Annotated in this window: 10 protein-coding genes; 8 read left to right on the top strand and 2 right to left on the bottom strand. The window is 70.2% G+C overall.

Features of this window, described 5'->3' with window-relative positions:
* Positions 1-71 precede the first annotated feature (71 nt).
* Positions 72-1,316: a glycoside hydrolase gene (locus tag ACQUQF_RS23745; RefSeq protein WP_435181861.1), complete on the top strand. Its 1,245-nt coding sequence runs from the start codon at positions 72-74 to the stop codon at positions 1,314-1,316.
* A gap of 51 nt (positions 1,317-1,367) precedes the next feature.
* On the opposite strand, the gene ACQUQF_RS23750 is transcribed toward ACQUQF_RS23745, so the two are convergent.
* Together ACQUQF_RS23750 and ACQUQF_RS23755 are read right to left on the bottom strand one after the other, a co-directional pair.
* Positions 1,368-1,691, bottom strand: coding sequence for a tRNA-binding protein (locus ACQUQF_RS23750; RefSeq protein WP_435181863.1), 324 nt, complete (start codon positions 1,689-1,691; stop codon positions 1,368-1,370).
* Between the two features lie 247 nt (positions 1,692-1,938).
* A complete protein-coding gene (locus tag ACQUQF_RS23755) occupies positions 1,939-3,909 on the bottom strand; it encodes a DEAD/DEAH box helicase (RefSeq protein ID WP_435181865.1) in 1,971 nt (656 codons plus the stop codon).
* Positions 3,910-4,070: 161 nt separating this feature from the next.
* Here ACQUQF_RS23755 and ACQUQF_RS23760 point away from each other — a divergent pair, with 161 nt between their 5' ends.
* The 7 genes from ACQUQF_RS23760 to ACQUQF_RS23790 all read left to right on the top strand — a co-directional run bounded on the left by ACQUQF_RS23760 (position 4,071) and on the right by ACQUQF_RS23790 (position 13,347).
* Positions 4,071-4,214 carry a hypothetical protein gene (locus ACQUQF_RS23760; RefSeq protein WP_435181867.1) on the top strand — a complete coding sequence of 48 codons (144 nt, stop codon included), beginning with the start codon at positions 4,071-4,073 and terminating at the stop codon, positions 4,212-4,214.
* Positions 4,215-4,483: 269 nt separating this feature from the next.
* Positions 4,484-5,056 (top strand): NosD domain-containing protein, encoded by a 573-nt coding sequence (locus tag ACQUQF_RS23765; RefSeq protein WP_435181868.1) that lies wholly within the window; start codon positions 4,484-4,486, stop codon positions 5,054-5,056.
* A 258-nt stretch (positions 5,057-5,314) separates the two neighbouring features.
* Positions 5,315-8,878: a PKD domain-containing protein gene (locus ACQUQF_RS23770; RefSeq protein ID WP_435181869.1), complete on the top strand. Its 3,564-nt coding sequence runs from the start codon at positions 5,315-5,317 to the stop codon at positions 8,876-8,878.
* A 63-nt stretch (positions 8,879-8,941) separates the two neighbouring features.
* Positions 8,942-9,955, top strand: coding sequence for a hypothetical protein (locus ACQUQF_RS23775; protein ID WP_435181871.1), 1,014 nt, complete (start codon positions 8,942-8,944; stop codon positions 9,953-9,955).
* Between the two features lie 174 nt (positions 9,956-10,129).
* Positions 10,130-11,410: an ABC transporter substrate-binding protein gene (locus tag ACQUQF_RS23780; protein WP_435181873.1), complete on the top strand. Its 1,281-nt coding sequence runs from the start codon at positions 10,130-10,132 to the stop codon at positions 11,408-11,410.
* A 9-nt stretch (positions 11,411-11,419) separates the two neighbouring features.
* The gene (locus ACQUQF_RS23785; protein WP_435181875.1) at positions 11,420-12,328 is read left to right on the top strand and encodes a branched-chain amino acid ABC transporter permease; all 909 of its coding nucleotides are present in this window, start codon (positions 11,420-11,422) and stop codon (positions 12,326-12,328) included.
* Entirely contained in the window at positions 12,328-13,347 is a 1,020-nt protein-coding gene (locus ACQUQF_RS23790) for a branched-chain amino acid ABC transporter permease (protein WP_435181877.1), read from the top strand. Before ACQUQF_RS23785 ends, ACQUQF_RS23790 begins: the two co-directional genes overlap by 1 nt.
* Positions 13,348-13,377 lie beyond the last annotated feature (30 nt).

Below are 13,377 nucleotides of genomic sequence, written 5' to 3' on the forward strand. Positions count from 1 at the left end.
GGGCGCGTAACCGGGGCCTGCCGCGCAACGTACGGACACTTTTACACCGCGGGACCCCGTGGCGAGTTCCAATGACCCGTCGGCAGACTCGTCGGCAGTTCCTCGGAGCCACCGCGTCGGTCGGCCTCGTCGGAGCAGCAGGCTGCGCCGCCCCGTTCAAGAGTCGGCGGCGCCGCGACAACGGGAGCGGTGGCGGCGCCGGGACGCCGGCGTCCGCGACCCCCGACCCGACGACCGAGGAGACGACGACCGAGCGGCTGGCACAGGTCGACGCCGAACCGGTCGACGTCCGCGGCGCGCTCTACGTGCCCGCGCGCGCGTGGAACACGTTCCAGATGTGGCACGACTACGACGAGTCGGTCATCGAGCGCGACCTGGGGTACGCCCAGCGGGTCAACATCAACGCCATCCGGACGTGGATCAGCTACGAGCAGTGGCGCGAGGACCCGGAGGCGCTCGAGCGGTCCGTCGAGCACTTCCTCACCGCGGCCGACGACCGGGGGATGGAGGTGCTGTTCGGGCTGTTCGAGAGCGTGGGCAAGGAGCCCACCGAGGAGAACCTCCACGCCACCGACCCGCTGACCGCGCCGCCGGTCCAGTCGCCGTCGAGCGAGGTCATCCAGAACCCCGACGAGTGGGACCGGCCCCGAGAGTACGTCCGGTGGTTCATGGACCGCTGGAAGGACGACGACCGGCTGCTCGCCATCGAGGCGATGAACGAGCCCGGCTGGCTCCCCAACATGAAGCGGTTCGCGGCCGGCATGTTCGGGACGATGGCCGAGAACCGCGGGTCGGTCCCGCTCACAGTCGGGTCGACCAGCCTCGCCAACAACGCCGACTACGTCGATTGGGGCGCCGACGTGCTCCAGTTCCACTACAACTTCCCGAACAACCGCGACGTCTACCGCGACCTGCTCCCGAACGCGGTGAGGCTCGGGGAGGACCTCGACATGCCGGTGTACCTGACCGAGTGGCAGAAGGTCGCCAACTTCGGCTGGGGCGAGACCGGCGTCGTCGACAACTGGCAGCCCGACTACGACTCGCTCGCGCCGGTCATCCACCGCCACGGCGTGGGCAACTTCTTCTGGTCGCTGATGGTCAAACCGGCCTACGTCCGGTACATGCGCAAGCGCGGCATCATCAACGGGCTGTTCCACGAGGACGGCGCGGTCTGGCACAGGAGCGACGCGCGGGCCATCAAGGCGATGTCGGGCGAGACCGACGTCTCGGAGCTCGAACAGCGCCGGGAGTGGCCCCAGTGGGCGATGGAGATCAAGCGCCACGCCTTCGGGAGCAGTCAGGAGACCGGAGAGTAGCCCGGCCCGACGCGGTGTCGCGGAGTGGAGGAGTAGACGCCGCCCGGCGCGTCAGTACAGCTCGCCGCCGAGCGGGACGTCCTCGTCGGGGCCGACCAGGACCGGGTGGCCGTCCTCGTCCGGGACGCCGACCGTCAGCACCTCGCTCTTCTCGCCCGCGATGCGGACCGACCCGAGGGTCGTCGCGCAGAGCACCTGTCGACCCACCAGCTCGCCGGGGTCGTAGTTGTACCCGGTCTGGGCCACCGACTGGACCTCCTCGTCGCCCAGGTCGATCCGGAGGATCGCCATCTCGGGCTTGTTCGTCTCGGGGAACGACTCGGCGTCGACCACCTCGCCGACGCGGAAGGTGGTGTCGAACGGGCTCTCGGTCATGCGAGTCGGAGTTGTACGGCGGTCGACTTAAACGTCGGACGTGGGTGAGGTGGATGCCCGGAAGGCGATGCGGGTGGTGACTGGCCGGGTGATGGTGGAAGCTATCACTGGAGGACGACAGGGGGAGCGAGCTACTGCCGTCACTCGTGGCCCGCGCCAGCACGCGCCGGACATCGAAGACAGTCGAGCGAACGCCGGTGGAGTGGGAGAACGGAGTTATCCCCGGCGTTCGCGTGCGTAATTCCGATTACGGCCGGCGGTCCTCCACGGCCTCCGCGCTCCGCTCGGTGACCCGCACGCCCTTCGCCGAGAGGTGCTGCATCCGGCGGCGGGCGAAGTCCTCCTCGGTCGTTCCGCGGGTCGCCAGCACGTACATCCGGGCGTTGCCGGTCGGGCGCATCGTCCGGCCGGCGCGCTGGGCGCCCTGCCGGCGCGAGCCCCCGAGCCCCGACGCCACGATCGCGAGTTCGGCGTCCGGCAGGTCGATGCCCTCGTCGCCGACCCGCGAGACCACGAGGGTGTCCCGGTCGCCCGACTTGAACTCCTGGAGCAGGTGCTGGCGCCGGGCGTGGCGCATCTCGCCCGAGATGAACGGGACGTCGAGCGCCTCGGCCAGCTGCTCGCCCTGGTCGAGGTACTCCACGAAGATGAGAGCCTTCGCGTGGGGGTGTTCGGCCCGGAGGTGGCGGATCTCGTCGAGCTTCGCGGGGTTGCTCGCGGCGATCTGGCGTTTCTCGTGACCCTCGGCGCTGCCGTACTCGTGGCGGTAGGTCTCGTCGTCCCACGGCACGTACCGGATCTGGACCTCCGGCTCCTGGACGTAGCCCGCCTCGAACAGCGCGTCCCAGTCGGTGCCGATGGGCGGGCCGATGAGGGTGAAGATCTCCTCCTCCTTCTCGTCCTCGCGGACCGGCGTGGCCGACAGCCCGAGCCGGTGCTTGCTCTGGAGGTCCGCGGAGCGCCGGAACACCTTCGAGGGCACGTGGTGGACCTCGTCGTAGACGATGAGCCCCCACTCGCGGCTGTCGAACAGCTGGCGGTGGCGGTCCATCCCGGCGGTCTGGTAGGTCGCGATCGTCACCGGCCGGACGTCCTTCGTCCCGCCGTGGTACTCGCCGATCTGGTCGGGCGTCAGGGTGGTGTGGGCCAGCAGTTCGTCGTGCCACTGGCTGGCGAGCTCCCGGCCCGGCACCAGGATGAGGGTCTCGCCGCCGACGGCCTCGATCGCGCCCATGCCCGCCACCGTCTTCCCGCTGCCCGGCGGGCCGACCAGGACGCCCGACTTCGACCGGACGAACTCGTTCACCCACTCCCGCTGGTAGTCCCGGAGGTCGAGGCGGAGCTCGACGTCGAGCTCCTCGCCGGTCTCCAGGTCGCGCTCGTCGCGGACCGGGTAGCCGGCCTCGTAGAGGACGCGCTTGACCGCGGCGACCGACTCCTCGGCGACCCAGCTCTCGGTGTCGGAGATGGGCGCCCGGAGGTGGCTCTCGTCGAGCTTCTGGCGCGCGACGTTGCCCATCAGGTCCTCGCTGGCGGCCTCCAGCACGACGTAGCCGTCCTCGTGGGTCCGGAGGACGAACTGCCGGGCGCGCTTCCACTGGCTCTCGATCCACTCCTCGAGGTGGGGCGACCGGTCGGGCAGCACGTCCCGGACGGTGCCCAGCAGCCCCTCGAAGTCGTCGAACGGCGCGGCCCAGACGTCCTCCTGGCGGATCTCGTACATGTACCCGCCGTCGCGGGTGGTGTCGACCAAGTGGGCGAACTGCGAGAGCTGCGCCCGGGTGAACTGGGTCGGCTGGTCGACCACCAGCTCGCGGCGCTTCGGGAACACCACCACGCGCTCGCGGTCGGCCAGCTTCCCCCAGTCGGTCGGGTACCAGACCACGGGGTCGTTCGAGACGTCGAGCCGCTCGACGCCCCGGCCCTCCGAGAGACCGGCCAGCGCGTCGTCGGTCTCGGCCTGTGAGCGGTCGAGCGCCCGGGCCACCTCCTCGGCGGTGACGACCGGCCGGCCGTACTGCTCGACTGCGTCGTGGAAGTCCTCGACGTCGACGGCGTCGGCGTCTCCGCCTGCCGAGTCGACGTCTCCCGGCTCCCGGTCCGGCGAGTCGACGTCGTCCTCGGCCGACAGCTCGGCGTCCGCGATGGCTGCGTCCACCGCGTCGGCGGGGTCCTCGTCCGGCGGGTCGGCGTCCACGGCGTCCTGCGAGTCAGTCATCGGACGCCCGTAGGGACACGGCGAATAAACGAGTTGTGCTATAAAACATAGGAATTATACATTGAAATCCACGTTGATTTTCCGACAACTGGCCACAAGATTTACATCTATCGGCTGACAGTCGGAGTAAAATTTGAGTAGTGGGGGTATGAGAGGGAGGTATGGACACGGGAATCGCGGCCATCGAACGCTGTGCGTACTGCCGGGAGTACGTTCCGATCACGGTCCTGCCGGTGGGTCACGGAGACGGAGAGATTTCGGCCGAGGTGGCCGTCTGCGAGGACTGCCGGACCGGCGGCATCTGAGACCCGCGGCGCTGACCGCCGGCCGCCGGGGTGCGGACGCCGGCCGCCACTGCGATGCGGCCGAGACGGCGAGCCCGTCGTCACGGCGATGCGGCGTGATGTCGACGTAGTGGTTACGCCACGGAAGCAGTCGCGACGAAGCGGACGCGGCGGGTGACCGGCAGACGACCGCACAGCGCCGGGTTAGCTCCCGCTTACCGTTTCGTTCGCCACCGTTCGCGCGTGAACCGGCAAGAGGCTATAACTACCCGACGGTCGTGGCCGCAACCGTGACTCTCCGAGACCTCCGGACGCTGGGCGTTCTCGCCGCGGCGTTGCTCGCGGTTTGCGGCGGCGCGGTACTGACGGCCGCGACCCTCCCCGGCGCGGCGGCGACCGACGCGACCCAGACCAGGATCGACTCCTGCACGACGATCGACCGGCCCGGCGAGTACGTCCTGACGGCCGACATCGAGAACGGCGGCAAGACGCCCATCTCGAAGGCGTGCATCAGGATCACCGCCGACGGCGTGACGCTCGACGGCGGCGGCCACCTCGTCGACGGGCGCGGCGTGAGCCACACCAAGGGCGTCGCGGTCGTCGGCGCCAGGAACGTGGTGGTGCGGAACGTCGAACTCGACGACTGGCACGCCGGCGTGCTCGTCGAGAGCGGGTCGGCGACGGTCCGGAACGTCAGGACCTACTCGAACGCCTACGGGGTCCGACTGGAGAACGCCACCGACGTCGCGGTCGAGAACAGCACCGTCGAGCAGAACCTCGTCGGGGTCTCCGCGATAAACCAGAGCGTGACCCTCACGAACAACGAGTTCTCCGGCAACGAGATCGAGGTCCAGCGCGAGTGAGTCGGGGCAGCGACGCGACTCTTCCCTTTCTCTCACTGCTGCCCGTTCCGTCGGCAGTCCCGCGGGTGAAGCCGCTGCCGGGTGAGCGGTCGGCGTCAGGAGTCGGTCGACGCGCGCCGCGCAGGCGACACCTGTCACTGTACGGCGATATCGTGTTCTGAGCGTACGCGACGGCTACGCGTCCGTAGCCCCGGCCAACGTTCGGCGCAGAGAGGCCATAACAAAGGGAAATACCGGGATACGGTCGGTAAGCGCGAGATGACCCTCGATAGAACCGCGATTCTGAGCCTCACGCTGACGATGCTGCTGGTCGCGTCGGCGCTGCCCGCCGACGTCGCCGGACCGGTCGGGACGGCGAGCGCCGACCACGACGACGGGCCGGTGTACACGGTCCGGCAGCCCGGCACGGACGTCTGCTACGAGATCAGGCCGTACAGCCACGACCACCCGAAGATGGTCCCGGAGGTAGTCAAGCGGGGGACGAACACGATCGGCGACGTGACGGGGCCGTACCGCGACCCCGACTGGGACGGGTTCGAGACCATCGAGTCCATCATGGACTACCGGTACCAGGACGACGGACGCGGACAGACCGAGTACTACGCGCCCTATCTCAACACCCAGTACATGTACGAGATCTGGAACTACGGCACCTACGGACTCTACAACTGGTCCGACAACGGCGAGAGCCACATGTTCTTCTACGAGAACGCCAACGGCGAGGTCAGCCTCGTCGTCAGACACGACCGGTTGAACAGCGAGGCGTATCCGACAGCCTCCCACCGGAAGTACAACGGAATATACGGCAACGTCTCCGGCGACGGGTTCCACGTGGACTCGCCCGGGGGCGGCCAGGCGACGTGGCAGTTCCGGAACCTCCCCGAGGGCGAGTGGGCCTACATCGACGACATGTACCCCCGGCAGAACATGGACGACGTGTACACCGACGCCGACGGGACCCGCTACGGCCATCGCGAGGCCGAGTACGAGTCGCGGCCGCTCCGCGAGTTCTCGGGCGGGGAGTTCAACGTCAACTGGTACTGGGGACCGGGCGGCAACGACGGCGGCGCGTACCGCGGGTTCCAGAACCTCTCGGAGGGCGAGAGCGTCACCATCGAACCCGAGTCGTTCCGGAACGTCGACGCGTGGGAGGTCCGGAACAACACCGGGCACGGCGACTCAGACGGTACCGTGGAACGGCTCCGGATGGACCGGTCGGTCGTCATCGAGCGGGGCGCGAACTGCATCGACGGGGCGAGCCTGGAGTCCAGCACCAACACCACCGAGGTCGGCCTGAACGTCACCTTCACCGCCGAGAGCGGTGCCGACCGGTATCAGTGGGACTTCGACGGCGACGGCCGGGTCGACCGGAACACCACCGACGCGACGACCTCTCACGCCTACGAGACCGATGGGAACATGGAAGTGACCGTGACGCTGGTCGCCGGCGGCCATACTCGACAGGCGTCCACGACGGTCGAGGTTCTGACCGGGGAGCCGCCGACCGCCGACTTCTCGGTGGACGACGACGCGGGCGACGCCGACCACGTCGTCGCCGGCGAGACGATCACCCTGAACGGCTCGGCCAGCTCCGACAACTCGGGCGCGATCGGCGGCTACGAGTGGACCGTCGACGGGACGGCGAGGACCGGCGAACGGGTCCGGTACGCGTTCGACGCGCCGGGCACCTACGACGTCACGCTCCGAGCGACTGACGGGACCGGTCGGACCGACACCGTCAACCGGACGGTCACCGTGGTCGCGCAGGACGACCCGAACGCCGCGGCGGCGGCATCCCCGACCGAGGTCGAGGCGGGCGCGCCGATACCCCTGGACGGGAGCGGGAGCGGCGACGGGAACGGAAGCGTCGAGACCTACGAGTGGAGCACGCCCTCGGGGGCCGGCACCGTGACCGAGGACGACGGCGGGACGGCCACCCCCGGCGCCAACGTCACCTTCGAGTCGCCGGGCGAGTACCGGGTCAACCTGACCGTCACCGACAACAACGGCAACACCGCCACCGACAGCGTGGCGGTCAACGTCACGGCCGGCAGCGACCCGACCATCGACGGCGTGACCGTCCCGTCCGAGGTGTCGGTCAGCGGGAGCCTCGAGGTGTCGGCGACCGCGAGCGACAGCAGCAGGCCGCTGGACTACGTCTGGCGGTTCCGGCAGGGCGGGAACACGGAGACCCGGTCCGGGCGAACGGCGAGCTACTCGTTCGACGGGGTCGGCAACGCCTCGGTCAAACTCACTGTCCGGGACGCGGCCGGCCGGACGAACGAGACCGCCTGGCGAGGCGTCACGGTGACCGCGAGACCCGACGCGGCGCTCTCGGCGCCCGGCGAGGCCACCGCCGGCGAGTCGGTGACCCTCGACGCGAGCGAGTCGAGCGACGAGGGCGGCGAGATAGCCGAGTACCGCTGGGACTTCGACGGCGACGGCCGGGTCGACCGGAACGGCTCCGACCCGACGGTCTCGCACACCTACGAGAGCTCCGGCACCTACGAGCCGACCGTGACGGCGGTCGACGACGACGGTCAGACCGCGAGCGCGTCCGCGAGCATCGCGGTCGGCGAGCGGGACACGCCGCAGTCCGGCGACGGTGACTCGTCCGGGAACCGGAAAGCGCTGAGCGACTCCGGCGGTGGCGGGGGAGCGAGCCTCGGTCCGCCGCCGGTCGTCACCGAGACCGAGGCGACCGGGCCGAACAGCGCGCTCGTCGACGTGCGCAACGCCCGGGGCGACGAGACCGTCGAGGCCGACCTGCCCGAGAGCGACGCGGCCGACCGGACCGGCGTCGGCTTCGAGCGCCTGGCGGTCGACCTCCGGGGCGACGACACCCACGTCGCCTTCGAGACCGCGGCCAGCGCGAGGCCGCCCGACGGCGTCGCCCGACTCGACGCGCCCGACGAGACGCTGGCCTACCTCGACCTCGGCGCGCGGTACCGCGACGCCGCGGTGGCGAACGCCACGGTCGAGTTCGCGGTGAACCGGTCCGCGCTCGGCGCGCTGTCGTCGGGCGACGACGTCGCGGTCTACCGGTACGACGACGGGTGGCGGCGCGTGAACGCGACGGTCGTGGCGGCGACCGACGAGAGCTACCGCATCGAGGCGACGGCGCACGGGCTCGGGACCCTCGCGGTCGGCGCGAACCGACCCCTCGCGGTGGCCGACGCGGCGCTCGCCGGGCGGACGGTGGCGACCGGCGACCCGGTCGAGGTGACCGCGACCGTCGAGAACCGGGGCACCGCGGCCCGGAGCGCGACGCTGAACCTCACGCTCGACGGGACCGCGGTCGCCTCCGAGACGGTCGAGGTGCCCGCGGGCGAGTCGACCGAGGTGACCCTGTCCGGGCCGGCGCCGGCCGCCGGGACCTACCGGGTCGCGGTCGGCGGGACCGCGGTCGGGAACCTCACCGTCAGGGAGACGATCCCGGCCGATACGTCGGTGACCGACGTGTCGCTGAACCGGTCGACCATCGAGGCGGGCCAGCGCGTGGAGATCACCGCCACGGTCGAGAACACCGGCGGCGAGCCCGGCGAGCGCGCGGTGACGCTCCGGCTGTTCGGCGACGCGGTGGCGACGAAGAACGTGACGGTGCCCGCCGGCGGGACCGCGGAGGTCACCTTCGTCCGGGAGGTCAACGCGGCCGGGAACTACACCGTCGAGGTCGGCGGGCGGACCGCCTCGCTCGGCGTGACGAGCGCCGACGGCGACGACGGCCTCGGCCCGCGCGCGCCGGACGTCCCCGGATTCGGGGTCGGCGCGGCGCTCGTCGCGCTGGTGGCCGCGACGCTACTCGCGCGGGTCCGGGGCTGAGCCGGTCGTCGGTCGAGGAGCGCCCGACGGCGTTTTCCGTCTCTCGGCCGTACCGAATCCCGGATGGACGAGGCCGGAGAGACCGAATCGTTCGGCGCGGAGCGGCTGTCGGACGCCGCCGGGCCGACCGCGAAGAAGGACCGCCTCCGGGAGTGGATACTGCTCGACGGGAACCGGCTGGTGGTGGCGGGCGGCGTCCTCGGCCTGGTGCTGGTCGTGGTGGTCGCGGTCGAGCGGCTCGGCTGGGTGCCGCTGCAGCGCGACCAGCCGACGTTCTACATGTTCAGCGCGCTCATCAGCGGGAACCTCACGCTCGTCACGGTCGTGGTGTCCATCAATCAACTGCTGCTCGGCCGCGAGCTCGAGACGCCCGGGTCGCTGGAGTCCGAGATCCAGAACGTCATCGAGTACCGGGAGGAGGTCGAGGACCACGCCGGCGAGATCGCGCCGGTCAAGCCGCTTGGCTTCCTCGAGCTCCTGTTCGAGAACACCCGCAAGGAGGCCCAGCGCATCGGCGGGATGACGTTCGGCGCGGTCGGCCGGGAGACCCGCTCGGAGGTCGACGAGGTGGTGGAGGCGCTGACCGACCACGCCGACAACGTGCTCCACGTCCTCGACGCATCGGGGTCGAACACGTTCGACGTGCTGTCGGTGACGCTGACGACCAACTACGCCCAGGAGATAAACCGCATCCGGCGGATCCGCGCGCGGCACGGCGACGACCTGCCCGAGTCGGTGATGGAGGCGCTGGACAACCTGATCGAGCACCTCCAGAAGGTCGACGTGGCCCGCCAGTACTTCAAGTCGCTGTACCTCCAGGAGGAGCTGTCGTCGCTGTCGCGGGTCCTGCTGTACGCCGGCATCCCCGCCGAACTGGTCTCGGTGCTCGCGCTGCTCGCGTTCACCGCCCAGAAGGGGACGCCGGTGCTGCAGTACGCCCACGTGCTGCTGCCGGTCACCGTGACCGTCGGGTTCCTGCCGCTGGCGCTGCTGCTGTCGTTCATCGTCCGGACCGCGACCGTGACCGAACGGACCGCGGCGACCATCCCGTTCACGACGCCCAGCCAGGAGCAGTGAGCGGGGAGAACGCGATTTTTCGTCTCGGATATCAACCTCGAACTGGACCACGACGCCCGGTTCGGCCGCGCGTGACACGCGAGCCGGAACCTATCCGCCGGTCCGGGCCCCGGACCTGTCGCAGCACCGAAGGGTATTAGGCGGAGAGGGTTGACCAAGCCGTTGGTGGGGGAAATGCAAACACATACCACACGACGGTCGGTGCTGGCGGCGCTCGGCGCTGGGGGCGTCGCGGCGACCGCGACCGGCCTCCTGCAGCAGGGCCAGACGTACCGAATCGGATCCGCGGTGTCGAGTTCCGGCGACCTCGCGGTGTACGGCCAGCGCCACCGGCGCGGGATGAACCTCGCGCTGGACCGGATAAACCGGGTCGGCATCGGCGACGGCGGGACGCTGAAGGTGTCGGTCGAGGACACGGCGAGTTCGCCCCAGACGGGGGTCAGCGCGGCCCAGAAGCTCGTCAACCAGGAGGGCGTCCCGCTCCTCATCGCGGCGGTCTCCAGCGGGGTGACGATGGCCATCGCCCGGTCGGTGACGATTCCGAACCAGGTGGTGCAGGTGAGCCCGCACAGCACCAGCCCCAAGATAACGAACCTCGAAGACGACGGCTACGTCCTGCGGACAGCGCCCTCGGACGCGTTCCAGGGGGCCGCGATGGCCCAGCTGGCGCTTGACCGGGACATCCGGCGGGCGTCGATAATCATGGTCAACAACGACTACGGCCGGGGGTTCGCCGACGTGCTCCAGACGACGTTCGAGTCCCGGGGCGGCACCGTCACCAACAAGGTGCCGTACAACTCCGGGAAGTCGTCGTACCGGCCGCAGCTCAACCAGGCGATGCGGGGCGACCCCGAGGCCATCATGTTCGTCGCCTACCCCGAGTCGTTCACCACGATGGCCAAGCAGGCGTTCGAGATGGGCATCAAGGACCGGGTGCAGTACGTCGGCGCCGAGAGCACGCTCGCCGATCCCATCAAGAACAACGTCCCGGCCCGGGCGCTGAACGGGATGATCGGGACCACCCCGAGCGCGCCGACCGAGAGCGAGGGCTGGCAGTCGTTCGTCTCGGCGTTCCGGCAGCGGTACGACCAGAAGCCGACGGTCTGGGCGGCCTACTCCTACGACGCCACGATGCTGTCGGCGATGGCCGTCCAGCGGGCCAAGGAGTTCACCGGGTCGGCGCTCCGGGAGGCCATCTACCCGGTCTCGAAGCCCGAGGGGACGACCGTCTCGTCGTTCGAGGCCGCCAAGTCCGAACTCGAGGCCGGTAACGACATCGACTACGCGGGCGTCTCGGGCTCCATCGACCTCAACGAGGCCGGCGACGTGCCCGGCACCTACCGGTGGTGGCGGTTCGCGAACGGCGACTACCGGATGCAGGGGTTCCTCGACGTCCAGCGCGACGCGGGCGGCGGAACCACGACGGCCGGCGGCGCGACCGCGACGCAGGGGTAGGCGCCAGCGATGGCTACCCTCCTCCAGCTGTTCGCCAACGGGGTCGTCTTCGGGAGCATCGTCCTGCTGGCGTCGGTCGGGCTGTCGCTGCTGTACGGCATCGGCAACTTCGCCAACTTCGCCCACGGCGAGCTGCTGACCATCGGCGCGTACGTCGCCTTCGTCGCCAAGGTCACGCTCGGACTCCCGTTCGCGGCGGCGGTGGGGGTGAGCGTCGTCGCCACCGCGCTGGTGGGAGTCGCGTTAGACCGGGTGCTGTTCGTGCGCCACCGCGACTCCTCGCCCATCGTGCTGCTGGTCGTCACCATCGGAGTGGCGCTCGTGCTCCGGAGCCTGATCCGCATCGTCTGGACCAACCGGCTCCGGTCGTACGGGCTGCCGCTCCGGCGGGGCATCCAGTTCGTCGACGCCACGGTCCCGGTCGGCGGGTACGACCTCGTGCTGCGGCTGCGGCTCACCCGGGACGGCCTGAACATCGTCGCGGTGGCGGCGCTGTTCGCGCTGGCGACCCACCTGTTCCTGACCCGGACGAAGATGGGCGTGGCGATGCGGGCGACCGCGGACAACCGGTCGCTGGCGAAGGTCACCGGCATCGACACCGACAGGGTGCTCCGGGCGACCTGGGGGCTGTCGGGGGCGCTGGCGGCGGTCGGCGGCGCGTTCCTCGGGGTCCAGACCGGCGTCATCCAGCCCCGGATGGGGTTCAACGTGCTGCTGGTGGCGTTCGCCGCGGTCATCCTCGGGGGCATCGGCAGCCCCTACGGCGCGATGGTCGGCGCCTACGTCATCGGCATCGCCCAGGAGATGTCCATCGCGATTCCGGGCGTGAGCGCGAGCTACCGGGCGGCGGTCTCGTTCCTCATCCTGGTCGGCGTGCTGCTGGTCAAGCCCGACGGCATCGCGGGAGGGCAGTGGTGATGGCAGGGCCGGCCGTCGCCGGTCCCGCCGCCGACCTCGCCGGGGGTCTCGCCCCGCTGGCCGGCCTGACCGGCCTGCCGGCGTTCCTGGTCAACGTCGCGACGTTCGCGGTCGTCTACATGATACTGGCGCTCGGGCTCAACCTCCAGTGGGGGTACACCGGGCTGTTCAACATCAGCGTGGCCGCGTTCTGGGGCATCGGGGCGTACACCGCGGCGGTGGTCACCAAGCCGCCGAGCGCGCCGACCGCGCTGGGGCTGAACCTGCCGTACCTCTGGGTCGACGTCGGCGGGATTCCGCTCCCGCTCGCGCCCGCCGTGATCGCCGGCTCGCTCGCCGCCGGGGCGGTGGGGCTGCTCATCGCGCTGCCGACGCTCCGGCTCCGGGACGACTACCTCGCCATCGCCACGCTCGGGCTCGCGGAGGTCATCCGGCTGGTGCTGACCAACGAGGAGTGGCTGACCCAGGGCGCCCGGGGGCTCTCGGTGTCGAACCCCATCCTGGGGATGGACTACGCGAACGTCGTCCTGCTGGGGGTCGCGCTCGCCCTGCTCGGAGTTACCTACTGGCTGCTGGAGACCGGCGTCGACAGCCCGTGGGGCCGGGTGCTGAAGGCGGTCCGGGAGGACGAGCGGGTCGCCGAGAGCGTCGGCAAGGACACCTTCGCGTTCAAGACCCAGAGCTTCGTGCTCGGGAGCATGGTGATGGGCGCCGCCGGCACGATCACCGCGCTCCAGCTCAACTTCCTGGTCCCCGGCCAGTTCTCGCCCCGGTGGGCGTTCTACGTCTACATCGCGGTCATCGTCGGCGGTAGCGGGACCAACCGCGGGGCGGTGCTCGGGGGGCTCCTGCTGGCGGTGCTGCTGGAGCTGCCCCGGTTCCTCAGGGACTACGTCCCGTTCGAGAGCGTCGTGACCAACCTCCGGCTGCTGGTCATCGGCCTGCTGGTCATCCTGGTGATGACCTACCGGCCGTGGGGCGTCCTCGGCGACCCGGAGGCGATGCGCCGGGAGGGGTGAGGCGGACCCCGGATCCGCCACTAAATTTAT

This window comes from Halorussus sp. AFM4, assembly GCF_051194995.1.
In the GTDB taxonomy this organism is placed as follows: Archaea; Halobacteriota; Halobacteria; order Halobacteriales; family Haladaptataceae; genus Halorussus.

What these genes read in the sequence shown, in the direction of transcription:
- ACQUQF_RS23785 (WP_435181875.1), top strand. Translation starts at nt 11,420, where the DNA reads ATGGCTACCCTCCTCCAGCTGTTCGCCAACGGGGTCGTCTTCGGGAGC.
- ACQUQF_RS23750 (WP_435181863.1), bottom strand. Translation starts at nt 1,691, where the DNA reads ATGACCGAGAGCCCGTTCGACACCACCTTCCGCGTCGGCGAGGTGGTC.
- ACQUQF_RS23790 (WP_435181877.1), top strand. Translation starts at nt 12,328, where the DNA reads ATGGCAGGGCCGGCCGTCGCCGGTCCCGCCGCCGACCTCGCCGGGGGT.
- ACQUQF_RS23760 (WP_435181867.1), top strand. Translation starts at nt 4,071, where the DNA reads ATGGACACGGGAATCGCGGCCATCGAACGCTGTGCGTACTGCCGGGAG.
- ACQUQF_RS23745 (WP_435181861.1), top strand. Translation starts at nt 72, where the DNA reads ATGACCCGTCGGCAGACTCGTCGGCAGTTCCTCGGAGCCACCGCGTCG.
- ACQUQF_RS23755 (WP_435181865.1), bottom strand. Translation starts at nt 3,909, where the DNA reads ATGACTGACTCGCAGGACGCCGTGGACGCCGACCCGCCGGACGAGGAC.
- ACQUQF_RS23780 (WP_435181873.1), top strand. Translation starts at nt 10,130, where the DNA reads ATGCAAACACATACCACACGACGGTCGGTGCTGGCGGCGCTCGGCGCT.
- ACQUQF_RS23770 (WP_435181869.1), top strand. Translation starts at nt 5,315, where the DNA reads ATGACCCTCGATAGAACCGCGATTCTGAGCCTCACGCTGACGATGCTG.
- ACQUQF_RS23775 (WP_435181871.1), top strand. Translation starts at nt 8,942, where the DNA reads ATGGACGAGGCCGGAGAGACCGAATCGTTCGGCGCGGAGCGGCTGTCG.